Origin of the sequence: Thermogemmatispora sp., assembly GCF_042408735.1 — a bacterium.
In the GTDB taxonomy this organism is placed as follows: domain Bacteria; phylum Chloroflexota; class Ktedonobacteria; order Ktedonobacterales; family Ktedonobacteraceae; genus Thermogemmatispora.
Map to the genome: position 1 here is coordinate 49,199 of NZ_JBHOQV010000198.1, position 19,411 is coordinate 68,609.

Here is a 19,411-nt window from a genome sequence, read left to right on the forward strand (position 1 = left end):
CCAGGCCCAGCGTGAAGCGGGCGGCTCAGATTCTGCCAGCATCCTTATCGGGAGGAAGCAGAGAGCGCTAGCCGTCAGGGTCGACCGACAGCCTCAGACAGGCCTTTTCGCCTGAGCAAAGCCCTGCTCTGTATCTGGAGAGAAAGGAGCGTCGACGATGACCGAAGCCGATCGCGCTGGCGACCGGATTGAGCGCACCATTGAAGTTCAAGGCATAGCCACCCATCTCTTTGAGGCCGGTCCTTCTGCTGCCCCGCCGTTGCTCTATCTACATGGCACCCATCTTGGCAACCTCTGGCTCGATTACCATCGACTGCTTGCTCGAGACTTTCATCTGTTTGCCCCCGACATTCCCGGGTTTGGCCTCAGCGAGCGGCCAGACTGGATGCGTGATATGAGCGACTACGTGCTCTGCTTCCGCGACCTCATGGCGGCCCTGGGTCTTGAGCGGGCCGCTCTGGTCGGCCACTCGCTCGGCGGCTGGATGGCTGCCGAAATCGCTGTCTGGTATCCGGAGCGCGTCAGCAAGCTGGTCCTCTCGAACGCCGCGGGCTTGCGTCTCAAAGGGGTGCCGATGGCCGACTTCTTTGCTCTCAGCCCGCAGCGGCTGCTAGAGACCTGCTTCGAGAACCTGGCGGCTGCCGCCCCGCTGATCCCGCCTGAGATCAACACCGACTACTTTGTCCGCCTCTACGCCGAGCGAACCACGCTGGCCGCCCTGGCCTGGAACCCGCACTACGACCCCAGACTAGGACGTCGTCTGCAGAGGCTCCGGTGCCCGACCCTGGTGATCTGGGGAGCACTCGATCGTCTCATTCCGCCCGCCTATGGCCAGGAGTGGCAGCGTCTCATTCCTGGTGCACAGCTTGTGGTGCTCGAAGGCACCGGCCACATGCCTATGTTTGAGCTGCCTCAGCAATGGGCCGATCCCATCTGCTCGTTCCTCCAGGAGTCACAGGAGGTAAAGCCCGCATGAGCCGTCCTCGACTGACCTTTCACTACTTCCATCTGATGCCCTGGCCCGATCTGCCGCCCGACTTCGACGAAAAGTATGACTCGGCCTGGGTGACGTTGCCCAACAGCATCTACGATCCCGAGAAGGGTCACGCCCTCTACAACCGCTACTTTGATGAGCTGGAGCGCGCCGACAAGCTCGGCTGGGACAGCGTCTGCGTCAACGAGCACCATCAGAACGCCTACGGCACCATGCCCTCGCCCAATATCATGGCGGCGGTGCTTACCCAGCGCATCAAGCGAGCCAGGATCGGCATCATCGGCAATGCTCTCCCTCTGCACGATGATCCCCTGCGGGTTGCTGAGGAGATCGCCATGCTCGATGTCATCAGCGGTGGGCGCATCATCTCCGGCTTTGTGCGCGGCACCGGCATGGAATACTTTAGCTACAATATCAATCCGGCGCTCAGTCGCGAGCGCATGAACGAGGCCCATGACCTCATCATCCAGGCCTGGACTCGGCCCGGCCCCTTTAGCTTTGAGGGCGAGCACTACAACTATCGCTACGTCAATATCTGGCCGCGGCCCCTGCAGAAGCCGCATCCGCCAATCTGGCTGCCCGGCACTGCCAGCCTGGAGACCATCGACTTCGCCGCCGCCCATCGCTATCCTTACATGACCGTCTTTATGCCGATGGAGCAGCGCAAGCGGGCCTACGAGCTGTATCGCCGCCTGGCCGAGGAGAAATATGGCTACGAAGCTCAGCCCGAGCAACTGGCTTTCTGTGTGCCTATTGCCATTGCCGAAACGGATGATCTGGCTATGAAAGAGGGCGAGCGCTACATGATGTGGCTCTTTCAGAAGGCCATGAAGGTGCCGACGGAGTTCTTTATGCCGCCAGGCTACATGAGTCTGCGCAGCATTCGGGCGGCTATAGAGAACCGCGCTAGTTTTGGCTTTGGCAACACGACCTTTAAAGAGCTGGTTGAGCAGGGGGTGGTCATTGCCGGTAGCCCGGCGACCGTCATCGAGAAGCTAAGCTACTATACGGAGGTGCTGCATGCCGGTATGCTGGTGACCGGCGGTTGCACCGATGGTATGCCCGATTACCTAGTGCTCAAGCATCAGGAGATGATGGCCAGGGAGGTTATGCCCTACTTCCGTCGCCAGGAGGAGCCGCCGGAACCACCTCCGCTTGAGACCGCTGGTCGGCGGTCCTGAGTGCCCGCCAGCCTCTGGTCCCCGCCGAGAGGCCGGGCAGGGGGAGAGCGCTGAGAGACTCTAGAGGCGGTCGCACTGGGGCAGCCCGCCGACCAGTACTTTCGGACAGAGCTGTCAGCTTGCAGGCGCCCCGGCGTGTTCTCCTCATAGAGAAGGATCAATCTTAGGCGTGTAACCCGCCCTGCCTGCAACTAGACGTGGCCTGACATGGCCTGAGAGTGGCAGGCGGCAAGGAGGAGATTGGATGTGTTCGCAGCGACTGCGCCGCCGCTCTGGCTGAAACAGAAGCTGCCGCGGCTGGTTTGTCCACGCTGCGCTGCACGTCAAGCAGCCGCCCTATCAAACCCGCCGCAGCAGAGTGGCCTTTCGCCAGCGTCGTCCGAGGAGCAGGCTGCTCCCGGCAATGGCGGTTCGTGCAAGGTAGCACCCAGGCAGGACCAGTCTGAGCAGACTGAGCAGACTGCGGGGAAGGAGTCCTGAAAGCGCCAAAGCGGAGCTAAGGCCGCTAAACTCAACTCGTCCTTCCTGGCGAAGGTGTTCTCTCTTGCTTTCTTTTGGGTCAGGCTACCTGGCCAGGTCCCGGCTCCCGTGGTAGACCCGGCGACCGGCCGGGCAGCCTGACCGCTTCTGCCATCCTCTGGTAGTCACCCTGTTCTTTATCTCTCTGCTCTCGTTCCTCCCTTTCCTTTCCTTTTCCGGACAACTGTGGCGCTCTCCTCCTCCCTTCCCTATCTTGCTTGCCTGCAGAGGTGATCCCTGCTCGGCGCATTGCCCCGGTGGTGGCCGGTGCGGAAGGGCGCAGGCTGAGGGAGCTGATCGCTCGCTGAAAGGGGCTGGAGAGATACCGAGCGAGACCTGAGCCGCCAGGGCAGTTCCTGAGCTGAGCCGGCTACTCTGCCTCTCTTCCTGGAACCCTCCCCTCCCTCCCAGCGGGCCCGTCCCAGTGCGCGGTGCCCTTCGCGATCTCCGGCCCCTCGGCGAGACTGACGGGCAGGCCAGTATGAGCCTCCGGCCAATGGGCAAGGGCCAGGCGGCTCCTCAATCGCCGGGATGCGCCGTGGTCTTATTTTTGCCCATAAACTACGTAATATTGATACTCTATCTGTAAAATTTCCATTTCTCGATTTATCTCATTTAATACCATATTGAATTGCTCTTCCTCGATATTGAGTTGTTGCTGCAAGAGGGGGAAGAGGCCCGGAAAGGTAGCCATCAGGTTCTTCTGGAGCATGACTCCCTCATGGCGGCCCCAGGGGCCGACCGGCACGCTCAGGGTTTCCAGACGGACGTGATGCAGGCCGAGGTTTTGGAAAAGGTTGCCCAGGCGATCGACGATGGCCGGGTCGTAGCCGGCCCGCTTGCTAGCCTGGCGGTACCACTCGATGAAGAGCCTGAGGGCGGGGCCGGCGTTCACAAAGGTATCCCCTCCCTCGAACAGCTCGATCCAGCCGCCGGGGGCAGTTACCCGCAGCAGCTCCTGCAAAAGGGAGGGCCAGCGGTTAGCCGGAATGCCCATAGCGAGCAGGCGCTGATGGACGTAGTCAAAGGTATGCCCGGGGAAGGGCAGACCCGCAAGGACATTGCCCTGCAGGAAAGTCACGTTCGGGGGCAGCTTCTGTGCTGGCGTTGACCACTCCAGATCGATCCCATAGACGCGCGCTTCCCGGAAAGCTCGCGCCATCTCAATGACCCAGCGCCCGGTACCACAGCCGACGTCGAGGATGGATCGCACTCGCTCCTTGTCGAGCGGCGCCAGGTAGTTACTTTTGAGGACGTGCTTGAGGTAGTAGTGCTGAAAGTCCAGTCGATTGGCCTCGATAAGGTCTTTCGGCAGAAGATAGTCCGTGTCGATCAGGTAGCGCCTGGCAATAGTGGGCGCCGCAGGGGACTGGGGAAGTCGGACGGTGGGGTGCTGCTCTATGGTCTGCTGCTGAGCAAAGGCCCTGCCTATGCCCACCGAGGCCATCCGGCCCGTGACCGCCTGGACCTGAGCCTGCCCGTTCCCTCTACTTCCTGCCTCGGTCACCGAACAACCTCCCCGGTTGCCAACCGCCGCGCTGACCAGCTCTCCTGGAGCGCTCAGCGGCCTGGGAGTGGCCGTGTCGGGGGGTACTGCCCAGCAAGACAGGAAGGCCGCCGTCCCTGTGCTCCTACTGGCGTTCAGGACCTGTCCTGGATGAGCCTGCGCCGGCTGCTGGCTCGCTGCCCCAATCGCTGGCCTCGCCCGCTGTGAGGCCGTCCTCGGCAGCCAACACGCCTTTCCTCTTCCTCTCCACAACTGCTTCAGCCAATGCAAGATCCTCATAGATATATACACTCCCTACTATGTTTTTGCTCCTTCTGAGCTTCATCCAGATCCTCTCTTGTCCTTCGGCAGAGCGCTCTCTTGCCTCTCCCCATTCGTCAACCTGCCGCAGCGCGGCGCTGCCCTGCAGCTTCTTTGCCCTCGCTCCAACCTCGCCAGCTCGGCTACCCACACAGGTGCTCGCCAGTCGGGTTGGCCTGGGAGACGATTGCAAGTGCTTCTCTATTGTTGTACGTTTTTGCGAGCCAATTTTTCAAGGCTTCGGCGGCCAATTTTAGACATATTTCCCATTTTTCTTAAGATTTCTTGTGTAATCACCCCAATAAAGAGCCTCCTGAAGACGACTGCCACCCTTCTACAATTTTACAGCTCGCCTGGTAAGAAGCGGGCGGTGAAATTGATTATGTATATCTATAAATAGTAGATACCCCGGAGAGGTTCCCAGAAAGATGCAAAGGAGGTATCGAAAGTAAAAGGTGTTTGAAATGAATGAGTGTGCGCGGGCATCGAGGAAGTGCCGGCTGGCCTGCAGGAGAAGAGCAGGCTTTTGGTGGTCCGTGGGGGAGGAGTATCGCCTTGCTCTGAGGGGCGGCGGGCGCGGTCGCCTGGTATCTTTCTTTGTGAGAAGCCATGATCGCGCCCGCACCGTCAGGCAAGCCTTCTTTAGGAGCGAGACTGGAAGGACCGTCTGAGACTGCCGCCTCCGTGGGTCCGATGGTGCCAGAAGAAGAGAGCGGCGACGAGCAGCAGGAAGATGCTCACTTCCAGCAACAGGGGCAGACTGCCCACGGGCAAAGCGGGTAGCCATCCGGGTAGAGCGGCGTTCGCCTGGGACGAGCGCAGGGGCGGAGTACCGAAGGGAACGCCGTGCAGCAGTCCCGGCTGGGGAGTAACCTGTAGGTCGTAGCTGACCTGGCTTGCTGGGGCCGACAGGCTGAGATAAGTGAGCCAGCTTCCTGGCCAGACCCAGCTCATATGACGGTCGCTGACCAGGTCGTGATAGAGGGAGGCATTCAGTGGCTCTTGCAGGAGGATCTGCAAACCTGGAGCGCCGGGTACCTCGCTGCCTACCGGCGACAGTCCTAGATGGTAAGCCCAGTCACTCGTATAGAGTGGCTGATCGGTCAACAGGAACAGGTCGGCGTTCACCGTATCGGTCCCGACCGCCAACACCTCTAATGGCACCCACAGCCGAGGCAGGCGCATCGTGATCAACAGCGGCGTGCCGTCTCCCTGGGTCAATCCCCGCTGACGGGCCTGCGCGGCATCGAACTGGACGGCCATGAAAAAAGGACTGGCTTGAGCGTAGACCAGCAGGTGGGCCCGTGTCTCCTCGTCAAGCAGAAAGCCCTGCTGGGTGGCCCAGTCGAGCACCGCCGTGCCGCTCCCCTTGATCACTGTGATGTTGAGAGCCTCGATTTGTGTCTTTTGCACCACCTGCACTCCCGCTGCACTCAAGGGCGCGCTCTGTGACTCCACGCCCCGAATCAGGCGCTGCTGAGCCTCGAGAGCCAGGCGCTGCAGGCTCCAGGCCCCGCCCTCCTGAATGCTGAGCGGAGCCGTTGGCAACGGCACGACCCAGCCGAGGCGACTGGCATCCCCCTGGTAAGCGAAGCTAGTCAGATAATACTCGATGCCCGCGTGCCAGGCGACCAGGGTAGTTGCCCGTTGCAGGCGGACGCTGCCGTTGGGAGCCAGCAGTCCGCCGCAGGCCAGAGCTGACTCTATCTGCGAAAAAGTCAGCAGCGAGCAGACTAAAACGGCGAGCAGCCCCTTCCAGAGACGAGACCTTCTTCTGCTTCTTCTTGACATAGCTGGGCACCTCCTTGGCGGGTAGACTCCATCCACCCAGGAGACGAGGCCCGCGCCCTAAAAGTTCCGCTCCTTGCCGGGGTCGCTCGCTCTTCTTCTATAGCATTCTGCCCGTCCTCTTGCTGGCTTCCCCTGCTCAGCGATGACTATTTGCCGCTGTGGCCCAGAATGTAGATATTGATAAAGAAGTAGAGCGTCATGGTCACCCCAACAAGGGTGACGAAGAGACGGACCCAGCGCTGATCGATTTTACGGGCGTAGTAGGCGCCGCCGTAGCCGCCGATGATCGCTCCCACCACCATCAGCAGACCGTGGAGCCACAAGACCGCGCCGGCCAGCGCAAAGGTGATCACGGCCACCCCGTTGATCAGGCCCGCCAGCAGGGTCTTGAGGCCGTTCATCTCGTGGATATCCTCCATGCCCATCATCCCCAGGGTGGCCAGCATCAAAATACCGATCCCGCCGCCAAAATAGCCTCCATAGGTGGCAATCAGCAGCTGGAAGAAAGAGACACTGATCAACTTGAGAGGAGTGAGCTTCTCCGCGCTCAGGGCCGGGCTGCTCGTAGTTGTCGCCGGCTTCGTGCGTCGCCTGCGCAAAAGGGCGGTCAGCTGCGGACTGACGGCAAAGAGTACTGTGGCAATCAGGAGCAAGGGTGGAATCAGCAACGTAAAGGTCTGCTGAGGAGTGCGCAGCAGCAGCAGTGCGCCCAGCACGCCACCGATCAGGCTGGTGCCTCCAAGCACCAATATCAAGGCTCGCGGCTGCCGGGCCAGCTCGCGGCGGTAGGCGCCGGCGCTGGCCACCACCCCGGGCCAAAGGGCGACTGTATTAGTGGCGTTAGCGTTAATAGAAGGCACTCCGACGAAGATCAGGGCAGGAAATCCGATGAAGCTTCCTCCACCGGCAACCGAATTCAACATGCCGCCGAGCATCGCGGCCACAAAGAGCAGAATGGCCTGTGCAAGGGTCATAGACGTATTCCAACTTTCCTTTGTGAGGATGATCTTGCTGTAATCATAGCAGCAAAAAAGCTGGAAAAAGGAGAGGCTCCGGCTCTCACGGCGAGCTACGGCCTGTCCCTGGCGGAATCGCTCCCGCTGGCGGAGGCGTGTCAGGAATCGGGGCCTCTCTGCCTGCATAGAGCCGAAGCCAGGAGAGAGCAGGCGGCCAGCGGCCTAATGACCAGGCTCAGTCAGGCCGAGTTGGCGACTGCGCCGCTCCTCCTTGCCGCGCACCAGTGAGGTCCCTACGCCGATGGCAGCAATCAGGGCGCAGACCAGCAAAGCGCTCTGGAAGGCGTGGCTGAAGGTCTGCTCAAGTGCGGCTGCCTGAGCGGCGGGGAGCGAACCGTGTGCGCGCAGGATCACAAGCTGTAGCCCGGCGCTGGCCCCGCCCAGACTGGTGAAGATCGCCCCAGCAAGGGCTACGCTGATGCTCTGGCCCATCGTCCGGCCTGTTGCCAGGAAGCCGGAAGCGCTGCCCTGCTGCTCACGCGGAGCGTCACCCATCAGCGCGCTGCTGTTGGGCGATTGGAAGATGGCCTGCCCCATCCCAGTGACCACCAGACGCCAAACGATATCCCAGATCGAGCTGTGAGCGTTGAGCTGGCCCAGCAAAATCAATCCCAGACACGAGATTGCCAGTCCACTGGCCGCCAACCAGCGCGAGCCGATCCGGTCCGCAAGGCTCCCGCTGAGCGGCGCAATGCAGGCCAGGGTGATGGGCAGCGGCGTCAGCAGGAGGCCAGCTACCTCAGTCGGGAAGCCGTGTAGCTGTTCCAGATAGAACGGCATCAGGAAGCTGACCGCGAAGAGTGACATGAAGCAGAGGATCAGGCTGATGTTGGCAGAGAGGAAGACCCGCCGCCGCAACAGAGAAAAGTCGATCACCGGATAAGCAACCCGTTGCTCAACGAAGTAGAGCGCGACCAGCGCCGCCAGGCCAACCAGCAAACTGACGAGGACAAAGGGCGAGAGCCAGCCCAGCTCCTGGCCAAAGGAGAGGGCGAGCGTGAGGCAGGCCAGGCCCAGGCCCAGTGTCAGCGCGCCCAACGGGTCGAAGCGTCCCTGGCGCTGGGTGTGGCGCTCCTTCAGCAGGAACCAGGTCGCCAGAAGACCGATGATGCCTACCGGGACGTTCACGTAGAAAATCCAACGCCAGGAGAGGTAAGTCGTAATCACACCGCCCACGGTCGGACCGACGCTGACCCCAAGAGCAACGTTGATTGCGTTAAGCCCCAAAGCTCGCCCACGCTCCGAGGGCGGAAAGGCGCTGGTCAACATGGCCGGCGAGATGGCCATCATCAGGGCGCCACCAATGCCCTGGAAGCCACGGGCGATGACCAGGAAGAGGAGCGAGGGCGCCGCACCACAAATGGCCGACCCCAGGGTGAAGATGATTAGCCCCAGGAACCAAACCGGCTTTTGCCCAATCATGTCGGCCAACCGTCCGGCAGTCAACAGCATAGATGCCGTGGCCACCAGGTAGGCAATGGTCACCCATTCCACCGTCCCATTGAGAGGAACATGAAAATAGCTTGATATGGCAGGCAAGCTGATGTTGACCAGGTGGTATGGTAGGCGATCCTGGAGTTATAGATATGTCGCTCAAAGTCCTCCTCCTTTAGGCCCAACTCTCTAAGACACTCGATATCCTTGAATGCAAACCATTTTTCAAAGGAGCGGCGTGGCCTGCCCGGTCTGACTAAGCCTCTCTTGTTAGCTTCCGAGGTAATGCTTCCCCAGGTCCTCCTGGGCAAGGCTTTTAAGATTTCCAACTGTGGGGCTGTTGGGTAGAGCTTTGTAAGCAAAGACAGCTCTTCCTCTGTCCACGACCTCCTCCCTCCAACGGGGCGCAGAAAAATGGCCTCTTCCGTGCCCCACGAAGGCCACTTCCATTCAACTCGGATGGCATACAGATGTGGACTCAGGTAATGGAGGGAGAGCTGAGCGATGAGGAGCTGGAGCAGGGTTTGACGTAGCTCAAAGGGCTTGTGTGACCACTGCTCTTCCAGCCGGGCTAGCTCTTCTTCCAAAGTTCCTAAGATCGGCTTCTCCTGTGATATCCTCTCCAGTTCCCTCTTCGCCTCCTCTCTCATGTCTATATATTTTTCTATCCTTTGCTCTACCTCTGTGATGGCCTTCTGTGAATGCATATGGTTTAGACCATCAATAGCTGAGTCAATGGCCATTTGAATGGCATCTATCTTTTTTTGCAACTTTATTTGATGGGACCTCCATCTCTCCATCTCTTCTTCTTGCTGCCTCTTAATATCCAAAATGCTAGCACGGCGTAATTTCTTGAAAAGGTTCTCTACAACTGCTCCCTCTATGATATCCGCGTCCACGGAGAGAATATACTCCTCTCCGAGCTGCAGAGGGTGATATTTCACCACCTTATAATACCAGCCTCCTGCTCCCTCCTCGTAGCGTGCCCACCTGACTGATCCATCAGGCGAGGTGAGGTTGAGAAGGGGTTTCCTCTCTTCCGGTGAGTCCTTTCGACTATAGTGTGCAGTCTTCGTTCTCCCGGTAGGGGTCCCATCTGGCCACGTGTCTCGCAAGTGGCGATATACCTCCCAGAAAATCTCTTCTGGAACGATTGGCGGGTGGTTATTCTTTATGCAGATCTCCTCGCCTGCTACCTGCCTTCGGAAGACTCCAATGTAGGTCTCGTTTACAAGTAGCCTCGCCAGAGATGCCTTAGAAAGGCTGTAGCCTTCAGCAGTAGGTGTGAGCTGCGAGCAGTGCTTAGGCTTTTGCCCTGGGGGAAAGGGCGGAAACACAGCAGGCATTGCAGCTAATTCTTTATAAAGTTTTCTAAAGTTGTATCCGAGCTCTATAAATCTCTCAAAAATCCTTCTTACAATTCTTGCATGAGGTTCGTATGGTACGAATTTCTTATAAAATTCACTCTCCTTCTCTTCGCAGACCATGTATCCGACAGGAACATTTCCCAGCCCGCCCCACTTGCCGTTACTGACAACCTTCGCTCTCCTTGCAAGCATTGTGTATTTCACGTGATGAGTGATATACCAGGAGGCCATTTGCACTTCAAATCGGAATAAAAGAACATGATGTTCATTTGAGAAGTTATATGTAAACCCCTTGCTAGCAACATGAAGCAAGCAATTATTCTCTCTACAGAGCTTAACGAAGCGATTGGAGTCGATTCCGTCCTCGTCACGGAAAAGCCGATCAATTGACCAGGTCAGTACAACCCCAATTCTTCCCTCTTCAATCCAGTTGCAGATCGTCTGGAGACCTGGCCGGCGCTCAATGGGCCAGGTCCCTGATGCGCTTTTGATCCTCTTGTTACCGTCTTTATCGATCACTTCATTCTCGATAAAGAGGTAGACTTTTCCTGTTGATCCGTCATCCTTGAACCCTAACTTGTTCTTTGCATATTCAAGCATATCTATCGTCTGTGAGATATGTGACTGAATGTTCTCAATCACCTGATCTCGATCGGACTGTCTCGCGTATATGCAGGCATCTCTCTTTATATCAATGACAGGATTGAAGAGATCCTCGTGGCTCATGATCCTCTTTGAATTTTGCTGCTTCATTGCCTGTCCTCCTTCTCCTCTGGTGAGCCTTTGGTTTGGTAGCAGTTTTCTCTGTGCTCTGGGTATGCTGCTCATTCCCGCGCGGTGGAGCCAGGAAGAGAGCTACTAAGGTGTCTTGGATGGCCTTCAGCTCTGCTTCCGTCATGGCCTTCCTCCTCAGTGTGCTTGGCTCTGAGGAAGGCCATAGCAAAGCGAGGCATGGAAAAGTTTGGAAAGATTCTCTGGTAGAGTATTTCCCCTTGATCGGTGAGATTCTCCATGACCCGGGTAGGACAAAGCGCAGAGATGCATCTTGGGTCAGCTCTGCAGCAGCCTTAGTTAGTCGGCACCGGGCTACAATTGGCTTTGCTCCTGCGAAGTAGTCATGATGAGATCTGTAACCAGTCAAGATATCATCAGTAAAAGATCATCTTAACAGTATCATAAGGACCACTAAGAAGTCAACACCATCTAAGTGACAGGTCTGTGAGCCAGTGCTATAATGCCGATGTCGAGGTGGCTGGAGCCTCCCAGGGCAAGCCAAAATCTCAGCATCTAGGGAGAAAGCTATGAGTGAGCTAAGTAAGAAAGATTGTGTCTCGCTTGAGGAGGCTATGAAGGAGCTGGGAGTCGTCAGAAACACCTTCAATATGTACCTGGTAGCTCTTGGTATACCAAAACATAAGTTCCCTCTGGACCGGAGGCTTTTCATTACGAAGGAGGATTTCAGCAGATTGAAGAAGTTTCTAGAAGAAAATAAGTCTCCTCGGAGCTAGGGGCAGGACAAGCCTGCCATCTGTGCAGATTAGGTGCAGATAGCAGACCGCAGCTACCTGTATTTGCACATCGCTTTGCTCAGTGGGTGCTGCGTTGGGATGCAAGTCCAGCCCCTCTGTGGTGCATCCATTGCACCACAGAGGGGAGGGGTTTATCTTGCACTACCCCGAGGGGCCGCGATGAGCTGGCTCTGCTCTCCGGGTCTGCTCACCCTGGCGGCCCCTCGGGGTTGTACGCTGTCGCGTGGTAGTCAATAGAGAGACAAGGCTTCTCAGGCTGCCAGCAGCTTCCTGTCTGCGTCTGGCGCACTAGCTTCTCCAGCTCTGCGCAGAGCTACCCAATGCATTCTTGGCGTGCTGGCACAAGCGATCAAGAGAGGTCGCACCTGTTCCCTCAGCAGCCAGCTTTCATCAACGCGATGGCGGGCTTAGCTGAGCAGATGGTTCCGATGTGCACGGCTGACCCGCTTTCCCCGCTGAACGCTTTGCAGCTACCAGCTCAGTCAGTCTTCCAGGACGGCTTGGCCCGGAGTCATGGCCCTGATCGCTCTGACCCATTGCTGCTACGCGGACTAAGAGGCGTCACAGGTGGGTGAGGGAGACAGACGGCTGCTCATCTGGCCCTTCTTGGCAGGGGTGAGGCTGCCTGTGGAGGTAGAAGCGAGGGATATCTGTTCATCTAACAGATCCTCCTCCGTGGGACAGGATTGTGTGACGCAAGCCAGTGTAGGGGCTGGTATCTCTGTCTCGGGCGAGTGTTGTGGCATCGCCCTGCAGGGCAGTATGCCCCACAGGGCGACACCTGCGTCGCGAGGCGTCGCAAGATAAAGCTCGGTGCTAACAGAGTAGAGGCAGTTTCCCGCGCTGCTCTGCCTCGAGAATGTCTCTGATCAGCTCAGCGTGATCAAGAAAAAGAGGGGGTAAGTCCGTGATGCCAAAGATCTCTAGTCGGAGGACGCTGCTCCCGGGCCTGCCGGCCTCTAGGAGACGCTGTAGATCGCAGTCGACCAGGTAGACCAGAGAGAGGACCTGTGCGCGCTTGGCCGGCGAGGTCTGGAGAAAGCGGGGATCACGCTCGGGCCGTAAGAGGCCAAAAAGTCCGGCGAGTTGCCAGCGCAGGATGCCGCTGGCTTGCAGCTTGCGGTTGAGGATACCATTGGTGTGGCTGGGCAAAATCTCTGTCAAACCCAGCTCTTCGCGCAAGGCGCGCAGGAAAGCCTGGTCAGCGCGCTCTCCCCAGTGCATTTTTTCCCCGAGCAAGGCATAGCACTCTTCGTCTTCACGCACGATCAGAGCGATGTGTGTGCGGGACGGGTTCGTCAAGATAAGATCGAGGCCGATGGCAAAGCGAGCGTCCTCCTGGCGTAACGGCATAGATGTCAACTCCTTCCTCCGATGATCGAGTGCAAAAGCGGCTGAGAGAAGGCGCCTGGGCGCTTGTGCCGTGCAAGTGCCAGCTTGCACCAAGCAAGCGCCCAGGACACCACCGGCTGGCTTCCTTGCCCTGTGCAACGGCAGGGATAAGAGATCAGAAACGTGGGTGAGAGCGGTCTGCCTGTCCTGCTCGCTGCTCGGCGAGGTTTAGCAGGGCTTCAGGAGGGCACTCCGACCAGGGAGCACACTCGATGGCTTCCCGCAAGCAATGGACCCCGAGGATCTGATAGATTGCTTGCAGGTAGCAAGCAATGGTCTGGTACTTGAGTCCAAGCCGGGTGGCAATTTCCCTATGGCTGTATCCTTCGCGTGCGAGGGCAAGAATGCGCCAGTCCTGTAGGCGCAGTCCTCCCGGTCGGGGGATTCGGTGACCACAGTGAAAAGCGCGTCGTCTCATCTGCCTTCACTCCTCCGAAAGTCTCTGCAGATTGATCGTGCTGGCCCCGGAAAGGGTGATGCATCTTGGCTCAGACCTGACCTGCGGCCAGATAGCAAGCATAACGTGTCTGAAGCTGATCGCACTCTTGCTCAAGAGCGGCGATGGTCTGGCGAAAGTGCTCGGGAGTGATGCCGCAAGCACGGACGGCCAGGGCTTCCAGACCAGTGAACCCACTCACGAAGTCACGTATGAAGAGGAGACCCAGGCGCCCGGCCCAAGCCCCAACGGGTAACCAGAGGGTGTGTGTGTGAATATGATGGCAGCCAGCTTGCTGGAGCCATTCGCCCAGGCGGCTCATCTGGGTGCCGTCGATGCCGCGCGAGGCAGCGAGCTGGCGCCCCCAGGTGATGAGCTGCTGCAAGCAAGGACCGGCATTGTACGTCTCGACGCCGAATTCGATCAACTCAATCCAGCCACCCGGGGCGGTGACGCGGTACAACTCGCGGACTACCCGCGGCCACTGTTGCAGAGGGATAGCTGCCACAAGGAGGCGTTGATGAGTGTAGACAAAGGTCTGCTCAGCAAAGGGGAGGCCCTTGAGAAGGTCCCCTTGGACAAAGTGATAGTTGGGGGGTGACGTGGTCGCTTTGGCCTGTTCCAGGTCAAAGCCTGTAACATGAGTGAGGGGGTAGAGGCGGGCGATTTCGATGGCCCAGCGGCCCGTTCCGCAGCCGACGTCGAGCACCTGTCCGCCCTGCCGGAGCTGCTCATCGACGGGGGCGAAGGTAAGCCGGCCCAGAGCCAGGCGCAGGACATAATGCTGAAAGTCCAGGCGGTTGATCTCGTCGAGATCCTTGGGCAGCAGGTAGGGCACGTCCGGCAGACGCCGGCGCCCGTCGCTCTCTGGTGCAGGTTCTATCTGGTTGACGAGGCTGGCGGCCCGCTGTTCAGCCGAGGAGAAACGCAGCCAGTTCCAGAGTCGTGTCAACATGCTCAGACTCCTTTCGAGTTAGCGAAGAAACGCTGGGAGGTCAACGAGGGCATTTTCTTCGCCGCGCAGGTGCGCAGTTAGCTCCTCGCTGCTGATGGGTTGTGGCCAGAGTGAGGCGGGCGTGGCGATGATCTGCCAGGCGCGCGCCGCCCCGAAGCGGGCGATCAGAAGATCGATGGTTTCCCACATATCGAGGAGCCAATCGATGAGGTGCTCGGTCTCCTCGCCCGGCCCCAGTTCTGTCCGAAGAGCTGCAATGATGTCTTGACGGCTCGTGACATCAGAGAGCAAATGTGCAGGCGTTGTCACCATGAGCGTTCTCCCTTCCTCTCATATCATCGACCGGATGTCCTTAAGATAGACTCTTGCCACATGATCAATCAGAAGACACACGTGATCTTTTGCTTATGGATACACAGAGGTTATCTAGAGCTGTCTTTCTCGCAATAGTGGGTCGTTCAGAATCTACAGTATCCTCTTGAGGCTTGACAGTAAAGGGGTTCTGTACCAGGTTGGGTTTCAACTTCACGTCAGTCGAAACGGGAAAGCTTGAACAAGGTGATGCACACTGTTATACTCACTAGGGAAAGGGGAGATTCTGTTTTCTTGCTGTCTCTTCTGGAAAGAGCAAGTGAAGAGGAGGGCGGAATGAGCCGCTTGCGAGAACTGCGCACACAGCAGTTTGCTAGCTTAAGAGAGCAAGCGAGTAAGATAGGAATCGCGGTGGGAACCTTACTGGCGGCAGAGCATGGAAAGCCCTTGCGAGCGGACACGATCCAATTGATTTGTCAGTACTATGGCAAGACCGAGACGGAACTGGGGCTGATCCGTCAGCGGCGGCAGAGCAGAACAGCCCCGAAGGAGGACGAGATGCAGCGGCGAGAAGCATTGACCCTGCTGGCGGGCGGCAGCGGGTTGGCGCTGCTGGCTGGCACAGGCAGTCTGAGTCTGACGAGGGAGGAAGAACTCACGATAGCACGCACCCTGGTGGGAGCGCTGTGGCGGACGTCTTTGTCGGAAGACGTGGAGACGGTGGCGCAGGTGACGGGGTGGTTGCTCAAGTTTCTGGAGAGGGACCCTGGTCTGCTAAAGACGTCGAAAGAGGCAGCTCAGGTAGCAGCGGAGGGGCATCTAATTGCTGCGATAGCGGCGCGGCACCTGTTGCAGCCAGGGGAGCGGCTGCGCCATTTGCAAGAGGCCGAGCGCTATGCGTGTTTAGCGGGAGCGCCGCTACTGCAGATGGCAGTCTACTCTTACCTTGGCTATAGCTATAATTTCAATCTCGCCCCGGGGATGAAAGGTTATAAACCACAGCCGGAGACTGCGCGCTTGTGGTTCCAGCGCGGGTTGGCAGTCAATGGAGGGCCAACCTCGTCAGCAATGGAAGCAACCTTACTCATGGGACAGGCTGAAGCTCATAGCCTCTTGCAGGAATACAGAGCGGCGGTAAAGGCCCTGGGGCAGGCTGAGATGCGCTATGCTGCGACCGTACCTGCTAATGACCCCGGCTATGCCCTTGCCGATACGCCGCCCCATAGTGTACCGTTATGGAAAGCGCGAATATTCCTCAATTTAGGGCGAGTAAGGGAGGCTTTGGAAGCACTGGAAGAGAGTCAGCGGCTCTATCATACCGAATGGCGAGACGGGAGAGGGCTGGTCGACCTGCACCCACAGAGGATGGCAGTGGCGTTGGCATTGGGAGATCAAGACCTCTTTGTGGAGGCGCTGCAGGCGAGTATCGAGGGAATACAGCGTAGCAAAAGCCGCTATGGGCAGGCGGAAGTCAAGCAGTTGCTCAAGCAAGGGCAGACTCGCTGGCCACAGACGAAGCAACTCTCTGAATGGGAGGCGCTGATTGAATAATCAGCATAGCTGAATGCAAGGAGAGCACTATGGAGTCAACCAACGAGAGCAGGCCCAAGCAGAACACCTATGTGATCGATCCAGAGAACGCTGGTGAGTTGGCGCGCCTGATGCACCAGGACCAGATGCTGACCCGAGGCATGGGGGGTCTTTTCCCCGAGTTTCCTGGAGGGCCGCCACTGCCTGATGGGGGACGGGTGCTCGACCTGGCCTGTGGTCCGGGTGGCTGGGCGTTGGAAGTGGCCTTTGCCTATCCCAAAGTAGAAGTGACCGGCGTCGACATCAGCGAGGGCGTTATCGAGTATGCGCGGGCGCAGGCCTGGTCGCGCGGTCTGGAAAACGTCCACTTTCGGGTGATGAATGTCATGGAGCCGCTGGACTTCCCCGATGCCTCTTTCGACCTGATCAATGGGAGGCTGCTCTTTGGCTTCATGCTGCCGGATGCCTGGCCGCGGCTGCTCTCCGAGTGCCGGCGCCTGCTCAAGCCGGGTGGCATCGTCCGCCTGACCGAAGCAGAGACGCCGCTCTCTACCAGCCCGGCGCTGGAGCGCCTGCATGCGCTGTTCTGCGAGGCGCTCAAGAAGGCGGGCCAGAGCTTCTCGGCAGACGGGCGCCATGTGGGCATTACCCCAGTGCTGCCGCGGCTGGTGCGCCAGGCGGGCTTTGTCGAGGTACAACAGAGAGCCAGCGCTGTCGAGTGGTCGATGGGAACCGAGGCCCATTATACCGTCTTCAAAGACTATCTGATGTTCCTGGAACTGATCCAGCCCTTTTTGGCCAAGATGGGAGTGGGCACGCCCCAGGAGCTAGAGCATTTAGCTCAGCTCGCTGTGGCAGAGATGCAGCAAGACGAGTTCTGTGCCCTGTACATACTGCTGACTGTCTGGGGGTATCAGCCCTAGAGCTGATAGGGTGATCTTCTAAAGGGTGGTTCGTCTGGCTCTTCCTGTGGGCCGCGAGCCACCTTTCCTCTATTTTGGGACAGCTCATCGTTGCTGAGATTGCTATAGTCATTTTCTTATTTGCCATATACCCCTAGCTTGTGCTATAATGGATTGCAAAGTAAAACCTTTATTCGCTCTTCGTAATTTTAGTGCACAAGTAAGAATTGGTATTACTGTTTAATTTGGTGATAGCGATGATTACATCAAGCTTCAATATAGTAGAGGATATTAAGTTAATCGACCCATTTCATGGACTGCTTGCAAAAAATCAGCCTGTCAAGCTCAGCCCAACGGAATACGAGATCTTCAAGATCTTGTTCAAACATTTTCCTGATCCGGTACCCGATCAGGTTTTAATAGAATCCCTCTTCTTTTCAAAACTAAATAGTAAACTTGACCCTCTTGATATCGTATATGCGAGGTATCTCCTTCTTAGACATGTGGACAATTTAAGAAGAAAGTTACGAAAAGCGAAACTCCCGCTATTCGTTGGTCGTGTAGACCGCTATGGTTATGTCCTGTGTCACTCTTGAGCACGTCTGTGATTGCAGCTCTGGCATTTCCGCTGATAGCCTTTATGCCGGTCTCCTCCGCACAAGCGTGGAGGAGACCGGCATACTTTTTACGGAACACTGCTAGAAAAAGAGGGAAGGATTCCGCAAGAAGCTTCTTGTCTTCTCTAGACGCCTCCTTGCTACTCTTCTATCCAGGCTAGATCAAGAGTCTCAAGAACGCAAAGACAGAAGCAGAGGAAGGAGGCTGTTATGGTTCAGGCTATCATAGTGGCCGTCCTCTTGATGGGTAGGCTGCTCTCGGCGTTTTCCATCGATTCCACTTCGCCTCAAGGGCAGGTGCTTGCCCAGACCTGTCAACAGTCAGGGCCGGCAGCAACGATTTTGCCCAGGGACTTCGGCATTCCTGTGGAGGCCATTAACCCCAAGTATCTTCATACCATCCTATGTGAAGATCCTTTGAATGACATGGTGGGATCGACCTGCCAGCCCGCCTCGGAGCTTTTCCCTGCTATTGGCTGGCCACGAGACCTCTTGCTTGACATGAACCAGGTGATCTGTGTTGGCCTCAGTCAGCCTCCTATTGGCTCACCGGGCCACTGCTGGCTGAATGACCTCTTCCCTGGCCCACTAGAAATCATCTTCCCCTTCGATGCCTGTAAAGCCGTCGAGCAGGCGCTGAGGAGCGCCGTTGACAGCCTGGCGCAGGCTGCTCAGTGGGTACTCAATCAGGCGCACGCTTTGGCTGTGCGTATCCCACCCGAGATCACATACGAGAACCGAGTAATCCAGACAGTCTGGAAAGTGATGGTCGGAGTTGTTGACACGCTCGTGATCGGAGGCGGTGCAGCTATCCTGTGGACAGGACTGAGGTTCATCTTGAATAGATCATTCATCGAGTACGCTGACGCTGTTGAGACTATTCCCAGAATACTATTCGCTTTGTTGCTGAGTCACATGAGTCTAGTTTTGGTAAAACTTATTATAGACTTCAATAATGCTCTTTGTGATGTGGTGGTGAACCATATTGGAATGACACCTATATCAATTGATACACCTGGAAGTGCTCCTTTTCTGTTCTCCATAACGATGACCTTGATCCGAGCGATACTCATATTCATCTTCGCGCTTGAAGCTGCTTTCCAGTGTGCAGCCGTCGCATTGGCTATTCCATTAGCCCCATTATGCCTCTTTAGTCTATTCCATCCAGATACTGAAGGATTAGCTCGCTTCTGGCTCTCCACTTTTCTGAATCTTTGTCTGATGCGTTTCCTGCAGGTGCTTGCGCTGGTCGTTGGAGGACGCCTTGTCTCGGCGGGGCTTTTGAACAGTCAGCCGGAAGCTGAACTTCTGAACCTTCTGATCGGAACGGGGGTCTTGCTGCTAGCGGTCGCTATTCCCGGCTTCATGCGTCAGCTTGTCTTTGCTCCTTTACATGGCCTTGGGAATTTGCTCAGCATCCGTTTTGTTCCTTCCGGCTCGCCTCAAGAGACAGGTAAGCCGTCAGCTCCTCAGCAAGAGGCGGGAGTAACGATAGAGGAGATTCGCTTTGAAGAGGTGGAGGTGGAAGAGTGAAGTTTCTCTTTCGATGCGTGTATGTATGCTTGCTCCTTGTTTTCCTATTCATTTGCCTGGCCGTGGTCATCATCAGCGCCTTTCTGGGGAGGATGA

16 protein-coding genes are annotated in these 19,411 nt (G+C 57.4%); 6 read left to right on the plus strand and 10 right to left on the minus strand.

Annotated elements, in window-relative coordinates; genetic code table 11:
• The first annotated feature begins 157 nt into the window (after positions 1 to 157).
• Both ACFMO7_RS21105 and ACFMO7_RS21110 read left to right on the plus strand, forming a co-directional pair.
• Positions 158 to 976: an alpha/beta fold hydrolase gene (locus ACFMO7_RS21105; RefSeq protein ID WP_376797455.1), complete on the plus strand. Its 819-nt coding sequence runs from the start codon at positions 158 to 160 to the stop codon at positions 974 to 976.
• Positions 973 to 2,175 (plus strand): LLM class flavin-dependent oxidoreductase, encoded by a 1,203-nt coding sequence (locus ACFMO7_RS21110; protein ID WP_376797456.1) that lies wholly within the window; start codon positions 973 to 975, stop codon positions 2,173 to 2,175. Before ACFMO7_RS21105 ends, ACFMO7_RS21110 begins: the two co-directional genes overlap by 4 nt.
• A gap of 1,063 nt (positions 2,176 to 3,238) precedes the next feature.
• On the opposite strand, the gene ACFMO7_RS21115 is transcribed toward ACFMO7_RS21110, so the two are convergent.
• From ACFMO7_RS21115 to ACFMO7_RS21140, 6 genes are all read right to left on the minus strand, one after another.
• On the minus strand, positions 3,239 to 4,201 hold the full coding sequence (locus ACFMO7_RS21115; RefSeq protein ID WP_376797457.1) for a class I SAM-dependent methyltransferase: 963 nt from the start codon (positions 4,199 to 4,201) through the stop codon (positions 3,239 to 3,241).
• A 124-nt stretch (positions 4,202 to 4,325) separates the two neighbouring features.
• Positions 4,326 to 4,526, minus strand: coding sequence for a hypothetical protein (locus ACFMO7_RS21120; RefSeq protein ID WP_376797458.1), 201 nt, complete (start codon positions 4,524 to 4,526; stop codon positions 4,326 to 4,328).
• 617 nt (positions 4,527 to 5,143) lie between these two features.
• On the minus strand, positions 5,144 to 6,292 hold the full coding sequence (locus ACFMO7_RS21125; RefSeq protein WP_376797459.1) for a DUF2330 domain-containing protein: 1,149 nt from the start codon (positions 6,290 to 6,292) through the stop codon (positions 5,144 to 5,146).
• A 146-nt stretch (positions 6,293 to 6,438) separates the two neighbouring features.
• Positions 6,439 to 7,266 carry a sulfite exporter TauE/SafE family protein gene (locus tag ACFMO7_RS21130; RefSeq protein ID WP_376797460.1) on the minus strand — a complete coding sequence of 276 codons (828 nt, stop codon included), beginning with the start codon at positions 7,264 to 7,266 and terminating at the stop codon, positions 6,439 to 6,441.
• 204 nt (positions 7,267 to 7,470) lie between these two features.
• On the minus strand, positions 7,471 to 8,847 hold the full coding sequence (locus tag ACFMO7_RS21135) for an MFS transporter (protein ID WP_376797461.1): 1,377 nt from the start codon (positions 8,845 to 8,847) through the stop codon (positions 7,471 to 7,473).
• Positions 8,790 to 10,862 carry a recombinase family protein gene (locus ACFMO7_RS21140; protein WP_376797462.1) on the minus strand — a complete coding sequence of 691 codons (2,073 nt, stop codon included), beginning with the start codon at positions 10,860 to 10,862 and terminating at the stop codon, positions 8,790 to 8,792. Before ACFMO7_RS21140 ends, ACFMO7_RS21135 begins: the two co-directional genes overlap by 58 nt.
• A 548-nt stretch (positions 10,863 to 11,410) precedes the next feature.
• On the opposite strand from ACFMO7_RS21140, the gene ACFMO7_RS21145 reads away from it, so the two are divergent.
• Positions 11,411 to 11,617 (plus strand): hypothetical protein, encoded by a 207-nt coding sequence (locus tag ACFMO7_RS21145; protein ID WP_376797463.1) that lies wholly within the window; start codon positions 11,411 to 11,413, stop codon positions 11,615 to 11,617.
• A gap of 837 nt (positions 11,618 to 12,454) precedes the next feature.
• On the opposite strand, the gene ACFMO7_RS21150 is transcribed toward ACFMO7_RS21145, so the two are convergent.
• From ACFMO7_RS21150 to ACFMO7_RS21165, 4 genes are all read right to left on the minus strand, one after another.
• Entirely contained in the window at positions 12,455 to 12,991 is a 537-nt protein-coding gene (locus tag ACFMO7_RS21150; RefSeq protein WP_376797464.1) for an NUDIX domain-containing protein, read from the minus strand.
• 154 nt (positions 12,992 to 13,145) lie between these two features.
• Entirely contained in the window at positions 13,146 to 13,448 is a 303-nt protein-coding gene (locus ACFMO7_RS21155) for a LuxR C-terminal-related transcriptional regulator (protein WP_376797465.1), read from the minus strand.
• Positions 13,449 to 13,518: 70 nt separating this feature from the next.
• Positions 13,519 to 14,421: a class I SAM-dependent methyltransferase gene (locus ACFMO7_RS21160; RefSeq protein WP_376797466.1), complete on the minus strand. Its 903-nt coding sequence runs from the start codon at positions 14,419 to 14,421 to the stop codon at positions 13,519 to 13,521.
• Between the two features lie 18 nt (positions 14,422 to 14,439).
• A complete protein-coding gene (locus ACFMO7_RS21165) occupies positions 14,440 to 14,733 on the minus strand; it encodes a hypothetical protein (protein ID WP_376797467.1) in 294 nt (97 codons plus the stop codon).
• 336 nt (positions 14,734 to 15,069) lie between these two features.
• Here ACFMO7_RS21165 and ACFMO7_RS21170 point away from each other — a divergent pair, with 336 nt between their 5' ends.
• The 3 genes from ACFMO7_RS21170 (at position 15,070) to ACFMO7_RS21180 (ending at position 19,315) form a co-directional block, all read left to right on the plus strand.
• Positions 15,070 to 16,284: a helix-turn-helix domain-containing protein gene (locus ACFMO7_RS21170; RefSeq protein WP_376797468.1), complete on the plus strand. Its 1,215-nt coding sequence runs from the start codon at positions 15,070 to 15,072 to the stop codon at positions 16,282 to 16,284.
• A gap of 29 nt (positions 16,285 to 16,313) precedes the next feature.
• Entirely contained in the window at positions 16,314 to 17,186 is an 873-nt protein-coding gene (locus tag ACFMO7_RS21175; protein WP_376797469.1) for a class I SAM-dependent methyltransferase, read from the plus strand.
• 806 nt (positions 17,187 to 17,992) lie between these two features.
• The gene (locus ACFMO7_RS21180) at positions 17,993 to 19,315 is read left to right on the plus strand and encodes a hypothetical protein (protein WP_376797470.1); all 1,323 of its coding nucleotides are present in this window, start codon (positions 17,993 to 17,995) and stop codon (positions 19,313 to 19,315) included.
• The last annotated feature ends 96 nt before the right edge of the window (positions 19,316 to 19,411 follow it).